We start from the raw sequence: 436 nt of genomic DNA on the forward strand, positions 1-436 counted from the left end.
CGGATCAAAGCCTGCTTGCGGCTCCCCGTAGCTTTTCGCAGCTTACCACGTCCTTCATCGGCTCTTAGTGCCAAGGCATTCACCGTATGCCCTTAGTAGCTTGACTTAAAAATTGCTTTCGCAATTTCTGGTTCTTTACTAAGGTCACACTTATGTGTGCCTAGTTCTCGTTACTCGTTTCTAAATTCGCATTTAGATCAGAGGTGCTTATCTGATCATCACATCAGATAAGACTTTGTTTGTCTCTTCTATGAAGTTTTCAAGGTTCATGTTCAGGGACGAGCCCTGAGAACCGAATATTGTTCTTGACAGATGTGCGTCGACAAGAATAGAAGCGAATCCTTGGATTCCTTCGGTTCTCCATAGAAAGGAGGTGATCCAGCCGCTCGTTCTCGAACGGCTACCTTGTTACGACTTCACCCCAATCATCGGCCCC

The 436-nt window shown here is 46.3% G+C and carries 2 rRNA genes; both read right to left on the reverse strand.

The window, feature by feature from the left end:
- Window positions 1-106, reverse strand: a 23S ribosomal RNA gene (locus tag ACTQY1_RS11280); the annotation flags it as partial.
- A 260-nt stretch (window positions 107-366) separates the two neighbouring features.
- Window positions 367-436, reverse strand: a 16S ribosomal RNA gene (locus ACTQY1_RS11285); the annotation flags it as partial.

It is taken from the genome of Acidaminococcus sp. HCP3S3_G9_1 (assembly GCF_052122455.1).
Classification (GTDB): Bacteria; Bacillota; Negativicutes; order Acidaminococcales; family Acidaminococcaceae; genus Acidaminococcus.